The sequence below is a fragment of the Dapis purpurea BLCC-M126 genome (assembly GCF_050015975.1).
Taxonomy (GTDB): domain Bacteria; phylum Cyanobacteriota; class Cyanobacteriia; order Cyanobacteriales; family Microcoleaceae; genus Trichodesmium.
The window spans coordinates 16,713-32,205 of sequence record NZ_JBNHER010000089.1 but is presented as its reverse complement, the minus strand read 5'-3'; the positions used below and the strand labels follow the sequence as shown (position 1 = coordinate 32,205).

Sequence of the window (15,493 nt, the reverse complement as noted above, 5' to 3'; positions counted from 1 at the left end):
GACAGGAGACAGGAGACAGGAGACAGGAGGAGTAAGGAATGACCGAGAAGGCAGTTGGAAGAATTATCCCTCAATTTCTCTGTCCAAATCTTGCTGTTAATACTAACTTTTTGAGGCTTTTCAACTCAAAGCTAGGGCACTTTTTCCAGACTTAAAAATGCCAAAAGCAATATCAGTAAACACTTTCATTCTTTTGAGCGCCAACCCTAAATATAAAGCAGACTCCAAGTATATGAGGTACAAATATTAACGATTACTAAAGCAAAGCTTTCCTAGGTCATGCTCCGCAAACCCTAACGGATGTTTGTCGTGTGGGCATCTTGCCCGCGAAAGATGTACCTCACCAATATGAAATCTGCTGTATGATATAACAGGAGTCAGAAGTTAGGACTTAGGAGGTATAAAGGAGTTTTTTCCTAACTCAGGGTAGTTCATCAGCTATGAACCTAAAATTTTTCTTGCCCACTCAATACATAACTTTGCCTGTTCCGCCCAAAAGTCAGAACCCCAATAAACAAAACAACTGGTTTCAGACAACAATAATGCTCTACTTTTTTCAGCAGAACCCTTGCCAGATTCTACAACCTTGGCATAATCTTGACTCAACTTTTCAACTGCGGCTAATACCTGTTGTCGCAAATCTCCCTCTTGCCATTGCTGATGACCTCCTATCCACGAACCCCCTGTTGACTTAAGTTTAACCTCTGTTGCTGCTCCATCTGCTAAATAAGTATCGATATATTGACTCACCGTCAGAAAACCCACATCTGACCAGCGATCGCTCTCTCGAAATAGAGGAGCAAAAGAATTCTTAAAATATTCAAACATCATCACATTACCATTCTCCCCATCAGAAGTAGGCACCACCAAAGCAGGTGGTTTCATTCCCACTTCTCCACCACGATATCGCACATCATTAATACAACCTTCAGCATTTTGACCGCTTTGTTGTCGAATCCCCATATCCGTATCCCTAACCACACATAGAATACGTTCCGATTCACCCCCTGATTCCACTACCAACCAATGCACCCGGTTTTCTAACTCTGGCGTACTCCAACCTTCAGGATGTTCCAATGCTGCATTCGGTAAAATAATCCATTCATAACCGCACTTTTTCAACAGACGGATAAATCTCAACGCTTCCGCAGGGTCACCAGTCATTCCCATCTCTGGAAGCCAAAACCCTCTTATCCCCGATAGTGCCTTTTGCCCAAACAAATCTGCAAACACCTTTCGCCATTCCATAATTTGAGCTTCATGGTCTCTTTCGGGAGTAGCAGGAAAATAACAATGACTATATGCACTACCAGTAAATTCTATTGTGTCTGAATATTCCGTGAGAACCTCTTGCCACAGACTAATCACATCTCCTACTGCTTCGCCATCAACATGAAGATTAGAGAAAATGCCATTTGTAGATAGTTTTGCCATCTCTTCAAGTAATACCCCAGAATAATCTACCATCATCCGGGGTTGATGACCTTCTGCGGTGAGTTGTTTAGCATAACGGGCAGGATTTTTGTATGCTTGGGCAAACCATTGAGCATTCCAATGCTCTTCTGAGTTGGGTTCACCATTTAGCATTTTTTCTAAATTTCCCTGTAATCGACCATTATTCCAAATCGGAGGTTGGTGAAAATGTAACCAGGGGACAAATAAGACTCGAGGATTATTTAACACTTCGGCAACTCCCTGGTACAAGACCATTAATTTATTTAATTACTTATACCACATAAAATAAAAATTGATTTTAAGTTAATTTTCTATAATTCTAAATTATAGTTAAAATCCAAAGTTCAAATCTATAACTATGAGCTGGCCGTCAAAAGCATAGAAATTAACTTTGTAAATATTCTCAGCATTGACGGTTAGTTTAGCATTAGGAGGAATAATTGAATCTGAGTGAAGCAAGTTTGAGGCGGGCATTTCCTCTTGAGCTAAGAGTTCTTCATTTTGATTATAGGCTGACAAAACAGTTCTGCGGGAACTTGTTACCAGTCCACTGACGAACTTAACTGGAGATGTAAAGTTCATTTCTATTAGGCCACTTTTTGGTGCTCCCATCAATACTTTAATACCTGAAGGAACTGCAAAAGCTGGGTTTGATGGTTCGATAGCGATCGCATTAGAGAAAGTTACACCCCAATTTTTAAATTGATGGTCTACTACTTCAAAGGATTTTAAATCTTCTAGGCCAAGGCGAATACAACTGGGCATAGTTGAAAGCTTTAATAATTCTGATTCAGTCTGGTCATACTCAGGAGTGGCTACAAATTTATATCCATTTTTGACCCTTAAGTTATCAGTTGGAGGATTGATGTTGTGGGTTGTATCAATCTCAAGACTTTGTAGCATTGGACCTCCTTAATCAATTTATTTTATTTGTTGAGGGGTGATACCCCTCATCTATTATTTATTTATAGCTTATTCTGTTAATCTCCGCTTTGACCAGGACATTTTTGTTTTAATTAATAATTATTAATTGTGATAAAATCAAAATTACAAATAATAATGATTTTGTGAAAATATTATTTAGGTTAAATAAGCTTTTTATTGAATAAAAAAGATAAGAATTGTAGCAATTAAAAATTGATATTGACAAAAACAAGACACAAAAAATTAACCGAGTCTCTCAATAAAACAGTATGAGAAACTCGGTATAGCGCTACGCGCAAGTTAGAAGTCAGAAGTAATCACTAACTGAGTTTAAGCATTTATAAATTTCCGCACCCTATTTGCGTAGTACCATAGTTTTTATTGTGTGGTTTTATTCTGCAAATTAGCTAAATTAAACATCAAAATTAAATTGATATAAAGCCAATTTCACCTTCAATACGAAATTCTGTTTGAGGATATTCTTTTAAGAATTGCTCCACACCTTGTCGCACCTCTTGTCCCCAATAATCTAAACCCATATCATGAAGAATGATCGTTCCTCCGGGTCTAATATAACGAGACAGTAACATTAGGTCTTGTTTAACAGCTTCTTTTCTATGGTCTCCATCTAGAAATGCTATATCGAATTGTCCATACTTTTCACAGACTTCTAAACCGATAATTTCCCTGTCTTCAGGTTTAATTCCATAATTCACAACTTTATCCAAATCTTCTTGATTGGGGAAACAACAAGAAAAAAAACCTCGTTTCAGGGTGAATCTTGTAAAAATTTCTAAGTGCTGCAAAACTTTTTCAACAAAATATAAATTAGTCTTTTGATTGTTAATTTCAAATTGTTTAACGCAGAGAATATTTTGAAGTGTTACAGGAAGATCGGCATCTATACAAACAATTTCTGTTTCTGGTAAACACAATCCTAATACAGTAGTAGAGACTCCAACAAAAGTACCAATTTCTAATATTTTTTGAGGCTGTTTTTGACGGCTTATATGAATCAATTTTTCTGCATCATCAAGTTTGACTGAGACATTTTCAATAAATTCTCGTTCAAGTCCTTGTTCGCTGAGAAAAGATAGTGCTTTTTCTCTTGCTTCTTTGACAGTTATCATTTTTAAATAGTGTTTTTTCTGTTTGTAGGATATTGATGTATCTTAGCATTTAAGCATTCAGCAGTCAGCTATCAGCTTTAGGAACTTAATGTACTCTCAAATATAATTTTCCTTAGCATCTCTTTTTTTCCAAAAGTCATCACGCATTGCTTGCTCTGATTTTAACCCCTCAAGTTTTGCTTTTTCTAAGTATTCATTAAATTTACTAACTATTGCTTGTTCATACTGATGATTAACTATTTCTCTAGCTGTCAAAACAGGTTGTACAAGAGAAACAATTTTAGCTCCAATTGCAGTGTGAACTTTTTCTTGAATTTGCCCAGAATAATATATTCCAGTAATCACATACCAAGCAAACATTTCACAATTATTAGTATGAATATTATACTTGCCAAACTTGTGTAAATATTCACAAGCTCGTTGTTCTTGTTCAACTGTTAATTGTGCCCCTTTTCCCTGATATTCAATTCCTTTAGGACCCCATCCAATGGAATTTTCAAATGTTCCGTCAGAGGAAATAAAATAATGTCTAGCAATTCCAGCAGTTGATTCAATAGCAATACTATAAATTGAGGCGCTCATAATATTTTATACTCTTTTTTCATTTTATTTATATCTTTTTAAGTCTATGCTATTGCAAATTACTTAATCTGTTTAACAAACTGATAAATTTATGCTCAATCCTAATCAAGTAAATCTTATCAACAATAGCCGGACTACTAGAAAAATCTCTTCAATTGTAACATTATTGTTAATTCTAATCTTTAGACACACCTAAAAATGTAGGTTAGTTTTAACTTCATTCTACCCAACAAAGCATTATTTTTATTGGGTTACCCTTACGGGAAGCAAGCTAAGTTCCTCAACCAAACCTACGCTTATTGCACTATTAACTTTAGTAATAGCTATAGCAATCCTAAATAGGTTGTGACAAATTAAAAAGTAAATAAAAAAGTTTAAACTCTTACCAGTTAAGTGTTCCCTAAAAAGCAGTAAGATTTTTGCCACGAATAAAATAGGATTACTATATATCAACTAAGTAGGTATGCGCGAATAAACGTCACTATGTAACGAAATGTTAAAGCAGCTGAAACCCTTGAGATTGCTTCCTTCCGCTCCGCTGCAGTCGCAATGACATACTTGTAAATTTTTTCACCTATCTACTTAATGTGCATTAAAAAATAGAAATTATCATCTTTGCCAAACGTTCCATTCCCTCTTGAATATCCTCATCCGAAGCTGTCAAACTAATACGAATACACTCTTGTTTATGAACCCATTCTTCTCGCAAACCAGGGAAAAATGAACTGCCAGGCACAACAATAACCCCCACTTCCTTCAACTTTTGATAAAATTCCCAGTCACTCATCGGTAAATCTTTTAACCACAACCAAGCAAAAATTGCTCCCTCAAAACGATGGAGAAACCAGGGCAAATTTTTTGGTAAAGCCTTTTCTAAAGTTGATTCTAAAATCGAAAACTTATTTTGATAAAAAGGTCGAATTACTTGAGTAGAAATTTCTGCCAGAGCGCCAGAATTAATTGCATTAGTAGCGATCGCTTGCCCATAACGAGGAGAATGAATACACATATTAGTCTGAAAGGCTTGCAAAACCTCAATTATTCGTTCATCCCCAATAGCAATGCCAATTCGTTCTCCTGGAAGTCCAGCTTTTGATAAACTTAGACAATGAACAATATTGTCCCCAAACACAGGTTCCATCTCCACAAAATTTAATCCTGGATAGGGAGGAGCATAAGCAGCATCCACAAATACTGGCACATTATAAACAGCAGCTTGATGGGCAATTTTCTTTACCTCATCAACACTAATAACATTACCAGTAGGATTACAGGGGCGTGAGAAAATGACACAACCAGTATTTTCATCAATGACCAGTTGACTAAAGTCGGGACAATATTTGAAGCGATGACTCTCAAAATCAATATCCAGAGTTGGTTTGTAGGCGACCACTGCTTCTGGGACTAAACTAACTCCACCATAACCTGTATAGTCTGGACTGAGGGGTAAAACAATTTTTTTCAGAGTTTGGCTGTCAGTATATCCTCCAAAGGCATTAGCAGCATAGAAATATATAGACTGAGAACCTGGAGTGATTAAAACGTTGCGATCGCTCAAATTCAATCTATAGCGAGAATTAAAGTCATTAACAACTGCATCAATAAACGGTTGATAACCCTGAGAGGAACCATAACGTCCTACTACTTCCCCATATTCTGAACTTGCCAATAATTTTGTGGTACAATTTTTCCACAATTTTTCTACCTCTGGCAAAACAAGAGGATTTCCAGAACTGAAGTTGAGAAACTCCTGACCTTGACCCGCTCTTAGGGTAGCAATAATATCTGCCATAATAGCTCGTACACCTGTAAGGCGGGACATTGTTGTACCAAATTGACTCAAGGCAGGATTAATCATAGGATTAAATTAAAAAATGGATTTACATCTAGTTAATTTTAGTCCAGTAAAGTGCGTTTTCGGCTGTCGCCGACATGAAATGCTTTGCGACATGAAAAATGAATTAACTGTTGCGTAATAGAACAATAGTTGGAAATTTTCACTATCCATCTACTTCTGAGTCGGTGCTTAATAAAATAAATTAACTGTTGCGTATAAAGCAATAATTAGAAATTTTGACTATCCACCTCCATCTGGCAGGGTGCTTCAGCAAATGAATTAACTATTGCGTAATAGAGCAATAATTAGAAATTTTGATTGTGCATCAGTAAAGTGTGGGATAAGTAAGTCGGGCTGGTCAATAATCATCTAAAAGCACTGAATAATGTGAGTTTTGAGGATTTTTGTCGGGAAAAAAGTGCAAATTTTTCAGCTTTTAAGACCAAAAAGTTAGGACGAAAGGCAGACTTGCACAATAAAGATACAGGTACAATTATTCTTCCTACTTCCCACCCTTCCTTAACGCACTACCGAAATTTTGACTATCCACCTCCATCTGGCGGGTGCTTCAGCAAATGAATTAACTATTGCGTATAGAGCAATAATTAGAAATTTTGACTATCCACCTCCATCTGGCGGGGTGCTTCAGCAAATGAATTAACTATTGCGTATAGAGCAATAGTATTAGAGTGACACAGCTAAAACTTTGCAGACCACTTTTTTGGTATAATTCTTTTTGTAGCAAGGTTTAACCATTTTTTTCTAATGCAATATTTAAGGCGTGTTGGTCTACTACTGGAGTGACTCTTGCTGAAGGTTTTGATAGTTTTCTAACTTTTGAATTTTGAATTTTGACTTCAATAATGGACACTATAGTTATTTGGCAAGTAGATTATTACCGTCGCCCCCTTAAGGATAAACAAGGCCAACAATTATGGGAACTATTAATTTGTACTCCCAGTCGTAGCTTAGAATTTATTGCTATGTCTTCTCAGTCAGAAGTTAACGCTAATTGGGTCGCGGCACAACTGCAAAAAGTGGGTCAAGACCAGGATTTACCTGATATAATTCAAGTATTTCGTCCTCAGTCTTTAGGGTTGATAGAAACTGCGGCTCAAATGTTAGGGTTGAAAGTCGAACCGACTAGACGCACAACAGCTTTAAAAGAATGGTTACTGGAGAGGGTGCAACAATATCAGGATATGGAAACATATACTGGAGAATTTTACGATCCTTTAGTATTGGATGCTCCTCCACCTGTACCATTAGCTGAAAATTTGTGGGGCGATCGCTGGAGATTTGCTTCCTTACCTGCTGGTAATATTGAGGATATTATTGAACGCCCCATTCCTATTTTAGAAGCGCCAGAATTTCTTTTACCGTTAAATTTAGGATTATCTTCAACACTGCCAATACCAGGAGTAGTCATAGATGGTGGTCGTCAGTCCATGAGGTTATCTAGATGGTTAGAAACTGCGCAACCATATCTTTTAAAGTATATTCCTGGCGATCCTGATGGGTTAATTTTAGAGACAGGTTTGGTAGATCGGTGGGTAGTCGCTACTTTTTCAGACCAGGAAGTATCACGAGCAGCTCAAATTTATGAGCAGAGAAAACAGCAGAGTCAGGGGTTACATTTTTTATTAGTGCAACCTGATGATTCTGGAATGACTTATAGTGGATTTTGGCTTTTGCGGTAGAACTAAGTTGGAAAATTTACTCTTCTTCTTCCAATTCTTCACTATTATAATCATTGTTTATTTCATCTCCATCCAATACCCGAAAGTATTCATCCAATTTTTTAGCCATATCTAGAGGAAGTGGCAATTCTAATGTATATTCATATTGAATTGCACCTTTACGGAGGTCATGGGCGATCGCAGCCCAAACTCCTCTAAAATCTTTTTCTTCTGATGGAACTGCTACAACTGAAAGCTCTTTTCCTCTGCCAAAATGTGCTGTTTGTTTTGTAAAGTCTGGCTCTACTTTATTTGGTTCTTCTAACTTTTTTCTTTTTCCTTTATTTGATTTATTTTCTTCTTCACTTCCCTTATTTTTATCTATTTTTTCAGTGTCATTTTCTTTGATATTTCCCCACTCTTGAAACCATGTATCTAACCTGGAAGCATTATTATTGGGTTGTTGGTTTCCGCGATCGCTACTGCTTATCCAGGTAAATTTATCAAATTGCCATAATTCATAAAAAGTACGATACCTATTTCTCCCGTTAATTTTTTCATCATTTCTAATCTTAATAATGAAATTATCAGGAGTTTCTGTTTCGATACTACGACACACAACTATTCTCAAACCTGGAAATTTATCTATATTTACAAAATTATTCAGAGCATCATCAAAACTAATTTTGTCTTGGCGCATATTTTTTAGTTGTAGGCAACGTAAAACACTACGAATATTGTCTTGTTCTACTAAAAGTAAGGTATCCTCAGAGAAAAGTTCTAAAGTTTTCTGGATAAACTGTTTTACTTCTGCTTTTTTATCTTTCAGTAAAACGGGTTTAATTTCATCTTTACCTAATTTCAATATTGCTTCTGAATAAGAAATCCAACCAGTTGATAAAGAAGGTTTATTATTAATATCTAATAAATTTACTTCTACTTCTCCAGTTTGATTAAATATTCTGACAAATACAGGTAAACTTTTGGCTTTCTTATCAAAAGCGGTTTTACCAGTAATTCTCAACATTCTTAATCCGACAAATGTTAAATTTTCTGGCACTTCAAATTTTTTACCATTTGGAAGAGTAATCTCCTGATATTTCTTAGGGTAAGTAATTCCTAATTGTCTAATTGCATCTAAAATAGTATTTTTGTATTTTGCCTTTGCTCCATCCTTGACAATAAATTGTGAAACTATATTTAAAAGGCAAAAAGACTTTCTATTGATTTTTTTCGGGTCTTTACCGTTTTTGTATTCTGCATAATCTGGACCAAAAGTATGAATAATAATTACTCCTGGATTCTGTTGTGTCTGTTCCGGAAAATTTTCACCTATATAATTCTTTCTACCATCCTCTCCATTTTCATCCAGAGCTGCTCCTAGAGTCTTAGCTAAATTTTCTTCAATTTCTACAAAATTAATTGGGCTATTTTCTGAGTCAAGAAGTTGCAATTCTGTTAGAGCTGATTTAATTCCTTCTTTGATATCTTCAGAAAAACTGCTCAATCCCATCCAAGTTTTATTAGGATATTTACGCCGAATTAACTCTGCTAGATTTTTATTATCTTTAGTAATTTCTGATTTTATTTCAGATTGATATGGGTTTAATATCTCGGTTTGTTTTAATTTTCCAGTAAATTTATTCGTAATAGCTAGGTCGATAATATAGCGATCGTGGAAGAACAACCCATTTTTAATCTGAATACTTGATGGGTTCTTTAAAGTAGTTGAGTAAGGCAATAAAATTGTGATATTTTCTGGTATCTCTGGAATAATTTCTGGTATTTGCTCAATAATTTTTTTGGCATTTGGATTAATAAAATTCTTCCCTAATAGTTTTAAAATTTCTGCCACAGGTTCGGCAAAATATAAGTAAGGTTTTTCTCCTTTTTTCTTGGGAGGAAACCAATTAATAGCTACAGATTGGATACTATTTTTAATCGGAAATCCTTCACTCCAATAATCTGGTTTTGTTTGAAAATGTAAGTTTGCTTTTCTACCACTTGCTGGAGAGAAATTTTTGCTATTAGTAAATCTTCTAACTCCTGTATGTAACTGAATAAATGGATGGGAATTAAAGTATCGCTGTTGCACGGTAACTTGAATAAATACACTTGCCCAACCTACAAATTTTCCGTTCTTAGGAATAGGTTCTGGCGGCCATTCTACTACTTCCCCAATATTAGGTCCTTTGAAAAACTGCCTTTCTTTCACTCCTATTTTTAGGGGAGTTTCTGTAATTTTTGATGCGATAATATCAGCTAATACTTGAAAAGCGTTATAATCTCTTGGAGTTGCTGTTCCTGTTTCTGGGTTAGTTTCCCAATCAAAAAGAGTTGCTTCGGGGCAAGGAATCCAATTCAAATCCTCTAGTGCTTGATGCTTAATTAAATCTTGAACATCATCATATTCCCATCGCTGCTGAAAATGATATTTTGCCCAGGTTTGAAGTATTCTTCTGAGAGATTTAATATTAATTTCTTTTCCTGTTGTTAATAACCATAAGGGAGAAGAATTACTATCTTTTGTAATACCTTTAGAAGTTTGAATCAAACTAGCAGTTGCTTTGAGAGTTGCGTTTAGTGAATCTATAGGTATAGTAGTTGTTCGTTTAACCTTCTTTGTATTTTTCAGTCGAGATAGAGCAATATTTAACTCACTTAACCACTGTTTAGGAAAACTCAGACTGTAGTAATTATCAAAAAATTGCTCTGGAGAGTCTACAATTGTGTAAATAAGTTCTCGTAATTCTTCTGACATAATTTGATTGTTTTGTTTAGTTATTCTGAAATCTTTCTGGATGATTGACAAAAATTGTATTTCCTATCATATCCAACATAGGTTTGTTAAAAGGTTCGTACAAATTTTCGGCGACAACTTCACCCCGATACTTATTAATTTCTTCCAAAATAGAAACCAATAAGCTATTGCTAGAAGTATCAATCCTGGAAAAAGCTGATTCTGGAGCAAACGCACCATCAACAAAATAAATATTAGCTCCTACACCTCCTCGAATCAAGCGACCATTTACTTGATTCATCAACACACGCAAAGACCAAGTAATGTCACTTCTGATATCTGGAGGTAACTGGGCGTAAGTTAGCTTCAGATTAGATAGCCAATTATAATACCTTCTTGCTCGTGCGAGAAAATAATTACCATACTCTCCAAGAGTAGGTTGTCGCTCTAGTTTAGATTCAAGAGACTGAAAAAAGTCGCGATCGCTAATTTTTTCTATTGTCCAATAGTTAAGCATTTGCACTAACAACTCAGGGTTATCAGGTACGGGAAACGGACGCACCAGAAATAGTGCTGCTCCAAATGCAGCAACTCGCTCCAGATTGAGAATATTGTGACCCCGCTCGATCGCCATCATCGGAGCAATCAAAATCCATGCTGACTCTGCTTTGGCAAACTGAGCAACATCTCCTCGTTGTATCCCACCGGATACTTCTTCTCCCAAAGCATCAATATCTTTCAAGTCTGCTTGCAGAGCAAATATTTCATCCTCTCCCCAAGCAGGATAATTTTGCTTGATCAAACCTTGTAGTAGTTGAGCATCCCGGTAAGAACCGACTAAAAGTAACAGTCTACGTCGTTGCGAATCTTGAATCTCGTCTCTAACTCGTTCCAAAAAATTTTTGCCGTCGCTATCTTTAGCACATAAACGTTGCGCCATTTTCTTGAAAGCTTCTGGTTTATTATTATTGTAAGAACCAGATATTTTAAAAATATTTTCACCCTCGACAAATGGCGAGAATTTATATCTACTCTCTCTAGCAATACGTTCTAAATTTTCTTCAGAAGGTTTAATCATAATATCAACAGGAATTTGCAAATGAAAGGTGGAAGAATTTCCCGCCCAAGATGTCGCAGACATTAATAAAACCTGTGGTTTCTCAACTCCATTCCACTCAAATAATCTATGGAAATTGAGCAGAAACCAACGCCCTATTCCTGAATATCTAATTAAATCTAATCTTCCGGGTTCATTTTCATTACTACTTTTCACATAAGAAAAAACTAATTTATTTCCCAGAGGTGATGCTGGCAAACAATATTCAAAATCTTTAGGAGGTTTAAAAGATATAGAAGTATCTTCAATATTATAAATATGCTGCACAGTTGGTAAATATTCAACTACAAAAAAAAGTCTCCTTGATGCCTCCTCTAGTGCTAAAGCAAAATAAAGTTTTTTAGATAATTCTTCTAAATCTAAATTGTTTAATTGACTTCCAGAAATTATTTGACAACTTATAATCCAAGTTTTAATCTTCTGCAAAGCTCTTGATTTATTCCGCAGTTCATTAGAAATTCTTCTTAAGTCTATAGCTAAATTATTATAATTCTCTTCCAATGTGGAAATAGTAGTATCAAGGGGGTCATTTTGATATGCTAGAAATACTTGATAAATATGACGAGAATTTTCCCGATTTTCTCGAATATTTTCCGGAGTTAAAATATCCGCAATTTCATTAAGCAATAAAGATGTTGTAAAGTACCCCCTATCTATCCAATTTTCAATAAAATCATGTTGTAGTAAAGGCCATGCTAAAGTCAAAAGAGACATTACAATCTCTTTTTCTGATTGCCAAATTTCTACTAAAGATTCATATAAATGCCCTAAATTAGTTTGCTCATTTTTATCTACAACTAAGCGATCTAAATAATTAATTAATGGCTCTTGACCTTTGCCTAAAATTGTTATGGCAGGACTGAAAGTTTCATCGGATAAAGGTTGACATTTATCCGACTCATCAATAATTACTATTTCACTGGCTAAATTTACTAATTCTCCATATTTTATATTTTCATTATTTTGTAATAACTGTTTAGGAACTCTCGTATAAAACAACGCCTGTAATGTTGTCACCCAGATTTCTGCTTCAATTAAATCCCGACTTGTTTTCTGTGCCGGACAAACATAATAAAAAGGGCAATTATATCGAGTTGAAGTATGAGGTTCGTCCTCTTGATTCTGATTATCGCTTTGACTATATAGTTTGCCAGAGCAAGGAGCTATAGAAGCATCTATTGTCGGTAAAATTCCATCTTGCAAGGAATCAAGTAAACATACAGTCGAAAGATTTCTTAATCCTCCATGTTGATATGGTTCTTGACTATGACGTAGAGAAAAATGTAGTCTGGCAGTATGAGTTTTTCTGTTTGATAATCCCAGAATAGGGGCGACTTTAATTCCATCATCTTTCAGTATTTTGGAAAGTTCATCTACTGTTTCTAAAACTGCTAAAACATCTGTTAAAACAAGGGTTGTTCTTTTTCCTTGTTTAGCAGCATGAACAGCTATTATTTTTGACAATATTGATTTGCCTGCATTAACTATTCCTTGTAAATTTTCGGTTCCATCTAAGTAGAGAATATTATCATCTCTATTAGGGTCTAAATTTTCCCATCGCATATTGCTAATTACAGATTCATATTTAGGTGAATCTAATTTAGAATCCATAAATATAGCTGTTTCTGTTAATTCATTTTTAGGAAATTCTATTGTTCCTGAATGTCTTTCATAGTCTTGTAGAAGTAGTGAGGCGAGTCGGTATAACCCGATCTGTATAAGAAGATAGAAGCTCAAAATCACTACTTGTTTACCTTTTATTCCACTCAAGTCATAAAGTGGAACTCGACCATTTTTTTTAAGAGTATTTAAAATATTAGAATTCCGATTAATTATTCTTTGAGTTCTTAATTCTGCAACATCTTGCTCAACTTGCATATATGCCAAAATTTGGTCATAAGCTTCTTGAGTAATATCTACCGATCTAATTTGCTCCTGTTGCCTGTCGTTTTCATAAAAATAGTATTTCTTCCGTGGAATAGCAAATGAATGACCTTTTGTTTGTTTAACAGGAAAATTATCGTTAAAAAATTGCCGATAAATATTTTCTCTATTACGAATACAAGGACTACCTATTATGTCAAATGTTTGATTATCGTTATGTACTTCATACCACCTTAACTCTCTAGTTACTCCTTGATAAAGACTGATGCGATCGCCTACAACTTTTGCTGCTCGATAAAGAGGAAAAGCATAAGCAGCTTTTCCCACCCATTTTTTATGTTCTTCGCTCAGAGAATTAAGTTGGGGAACATTAAATTCATAGCGGTTTAAAATTACCCATATACTTGTAATAGGTTCTTCTGGAAAAACATTTATCATTAAAAATAGTAGTGTTTCTATTTCTACAAAAGTCTGGGTTTGTAAACCATTCAAATCAAAATTTGTATTAGAATCTATTACTTCTTGCAGGTTTCCTTCTATTTGACTTAAATGCGCCTGAGTTTCTAGCATTTTTTTACTCCATACTTTTTCTTGATTTTTGCGATTATCTCTTTAGCATAAAAAGCTTCTACTTTTGGATTACAAGCTGACTTAAAAGCATTCATATAATCAGGATTTTCCTTTTTTCTAACATCTGGAAATACATAACAATATAAATCGCTACTAAAACCATTATTTTCTAACTCTTTTTTAGGCATTGGTTTCTGATTAACATTTCTTGCAAGCTCGTGTGGATACTTCCAATCTTTCACATCTATACTAATTTTAAAATCACTAGGAGTTTCCACAAATAGATCGCATAAATCAAGACCAGGCCATAAAGTAATCTTGCAACCGATTTTCTCTAAATCATCTTTTAGTTTCAACTCAGGAATACCAGGAATTGACATATACCTTCTTACTCCAAAATGAGCTTGACGTACCTCTTCTACTGGATTTAACTCTTGATATTTTTTCTGCTTTTTGCCATTTGAAGGCTTGTTAAATTCACATCCTTTATTAGTGCAAGTTAGATTATTTCTGTGATTTTTAATCAAATTCCCACATAACTCACATCGTAGAATCATACCATTAACATAATATGCACTAGGAATTTTATCTTGGTAAATTTCATCTAGTACAAGTTCTTTGAAAATATTAGACTTAACATTTACATCAATTAATATATCACTCCTCTCATCTTGAGTTGACAAAGGATATTTCACCAAAAATTCCCGAATTTGAGTATAGGTAATATCTGGATTTTTACTACTTTCAGCTAAATTTTTAATAGATTCAAAAATTCGGCGTTGGAAACTATCTGGATTATTATAATCTAGTTCCTCTGCTGCCAACTCCTCACATAATTCTGTAGGTACTCCCTCATCATTAAGCAAAAATTCATTCTCATATTCATCATCTGATAAATTAAGCTGCCATTCACCAAGAGGAACAGTTTTTGCTTTCTCTATTAGTTCTCCTATGCCTATTGGTATCGGTAAACCATTCATTAAATAGAAAAAACTCAGATAATTTATCGCTCTCTGTAAATTTTTAGAATAAGGATATTTCAGAAAACCATCTTTTTCCATTGCATCATTCGTCTGAACTAATCCCACTGATAGCTTTCTTAAAATCTTCTCTCCATCAGGCAAATCAACCATTATTTTCTCCTACTTTATCTCCATCATTTTTTTCAGTTCAGCTTCTACTTCTTGTTCTGCCAATTTAGTTAAAGCAACTGTAAGACTGCTCATATTCCTACCCTCAATCTTAACTATATCTGAGTCAGTCAAATCATTATCTTTATATGCTTCCCGAAGGTGTGGCATATTTCTGTCTATTAATTGAGAAATTACAACTTCCTGACTAATTTTTCTCAAATGAGACAAAACTTTAATAGTAAAATCTAGTCGGGCTTGCCATGATTTTTCCTTTCCATCAATGTTTCCTTGAAGTTGAAAAAGCTCTAAAATTTTCTCACGGGTATCCTTCATTTCCTCCTGAAGATTTTGGATAGAATTGAGGATTGTATTTAAGGTTTCTTGCTCCATATTCTCCTCTTCAAACAATCAATATATAGCGCTACGTGCAAGGAAAAAGTCA

Annotated in this window: 11 protein-coding genes; 1 reads left to right on the top strand and 10 read right to left on the bottom strand. The window is 34.9% G+C overall.

Annotated features, from left to right (window positions below; translation table 11 throughout):
• Window positions 1-438 precede the first annotated feature (438 nt).
• From ACP6PL_RS08435 to ACP6PL_RS08410, 6 genes are all read right to left on the bottom strand, one after another.
• Window positions 439-1,710 (bottom strand): glycoside hydrolase, encoded by a 1,272-nt coding sequence (locus tag ACP6PL_RS08435; protein ID WP_426544484.1) that lies wholly within the window; start codon window positions 1,708-1,710, stop codon window positions 439-441.
• A gap of 75 nt (window positions 1,711-1,785) precedes the next feature.
• A complete protein-coding gene (locus ACP6PL_RS08430; RefSeq protein WP_426544483.1) occupies window positions 1,786-2,358 on the bottom strand; it encodes a hypothetical protein in 573 nt (190 codons plus the stop codon).
• A gap of 446 nt (window positions 2,359-2,804) precedes the next feature.
• A complete protein-coding gene (locus tag ACP6PL_RS08425) occupies window positions 2,805-3,509 on the bottom strand; it encodes a class I SAM-dependent methyltransferase (protein WP_426544481.1) in 705 nt (234 codons plus the stop codon).
• A gap of 96 nt (window positions 3,510-3,605) precedes the next feature.
• The gene (locus ACP6PL_RS08420) at window positions 3,606-4,091 is read right to left on the bottom strand and encodes an NC domain-containing protein (RefSeq protein ID WP_426544479.1); all 486 of its coding nucleotides are present in this window, start codon (window positions 4,089-4,091) and stop codon (window positions 3,606-3,608) included.
• Between the two features lie 592 nt (window positions 4,092-4,683).
• On the bottom strand, window positions 4,684-5,946 hold the full coding sequence (locus ACP6PL_RS08415) for a valine--pyruvate transaminase (RefSeq protein WP_426544505.1): 1,263 nt from the start codon (window positions 5,944-5,946) through the stop codon (window positions 4,684-4,686).
• Window positions 5,947-6,676: 730 nt separating this feature from the next.
• On the bottom strand, window positions 6,677-6,799 hold the full coding sequence (locus ACP6PL_RS08410) for a hypothetical protein (protein WP_426544477.1): 123 nt from the start codon (window positions 6,797-6,799) through the stop codon (window positions 6,677-6,679).
• A gap of 1 nt (window position 6,800) precedes the next feature.
• Between ACP6PL_RS08410 and ACP6PL_RS08405 the strand changes: the two genes are divergently transcribed.
• Entirely contained in the window at window positions 6,801-7,628 is an 828-nt protein-coding gene (locus tag ACP6PL_RS08405) for a Tab2/Atab2 family RNA-binding protein (protein ID WP_426544503.1), read from the top strand.
• Between the two features lie 16 nt (window positions 7,629-7,644).
• Here the strand turns inward: ACP6PL_RS08405 and ACP6PL_RS08400 are convergent, their stop codons facing one another.
• Genes ACP6PL_RS08400 through ACP6PL_RS08385 form a run of 4 tightly spaced genes read right to left on the bottom strand, consistent with a single transcriptional unit; the run spans window position 7,645 to window position 15,441 of the window.
• On the bottom strand, window positions 7,645-10,368 hold the full coding sequence (locus ACP6PL_RS08400; protein ID WP_426544475.1) for a pPIWI_RE module domain-containing protein: 2,724 nt from the start codon (window positions 10,366-10,368) through the stop codon (window positions 7,645-7,647).
• Between the two features lie 16 nt (window positions 10,369-10,384).
• Complete coding sequence (locus ACP6PL_RS08395; protein WP_426544473.1) at window positions 10,385-13,918, bottom strand: pPIWI_RE_Z domain-containing protein; 3,534 nt, start codon at window positions 13,916-13,918, stop codon at window positions 10,385-10,387.
• Window positions 13,912-15,051, bottom strand: a complete 1,140-nt coding sequence (locus ACP6PL_RS08390) for a restriction endonuclease-related protein (RefSeq protein WP_426544471.1) — start codon at window positions 15,049-15,051, stop codon at window positions 13,912-13,914. Before ACP6PL_RS08390 ends, ACP6PL_RS08395 begins: the two co-directional genes overlap by 7 nt.
• Before the next feature lie 9 nt (window positions 15,052-15,060).
• Window positions 15,061-15,441: a hypothetical protein gene (locus ACP6PL_RS08385; protein WP_426544469.1), complete on the bottom strand. Its 381-nt coding sequence runs from the start codon at window positions 15,439-15,441 to the stop codon at window positions 15,061-15,063.
• Between the last annotated feature and the right edge of the window lie 52 nt (window positions 15,442-15,493).